General features: G+C 57.8%; 1 pseudogene. It reads right to left on the reverse strand.

Annotation, left to right across the window (positions count from 1 at the left end):
* A pseudogene (locus E1958_RS20685) lies at positions 1–263 on the reverse strand (IS5/IS1182 family transposase); the annotation flags it as partial.

Raw genomic sequence — 263 nt, forward strand, 5'->3', positions numbered from 1 at the left:
TTGTGCTCAGCATCGATACTGATGTGGTTCTTGTCGCCAAAATAGCGTTTGCCGCGCTTTCCCGTCCACCGTCCGTCGGTGTCTTTTTGGGCACGCTTGGCCTTGCCCCAGTCTTGAGGAACTTCACCATTTTTGATCCGGTGGTTCTCCTCGCGGCGATTGCGGGGAATCGGCACCGGGACGATGGAGGCATCAATGATCTGGCCTTGCCTGGCCTCGAAGCCCTCAGCCACCAGGAAGTCGTCGAAGCGATTGAACACCCG

Origin of the sequence: Candidatus Thiosymbion oneisti, assembly GCF_004359955.1 — a bacterium.
Lineage (GTDB): Bacteria > Pseudomonadota > Gammaproteobacteria > Chromatiales > Chromatiaceae > Thiosymbion > Thiosymbion oneisti.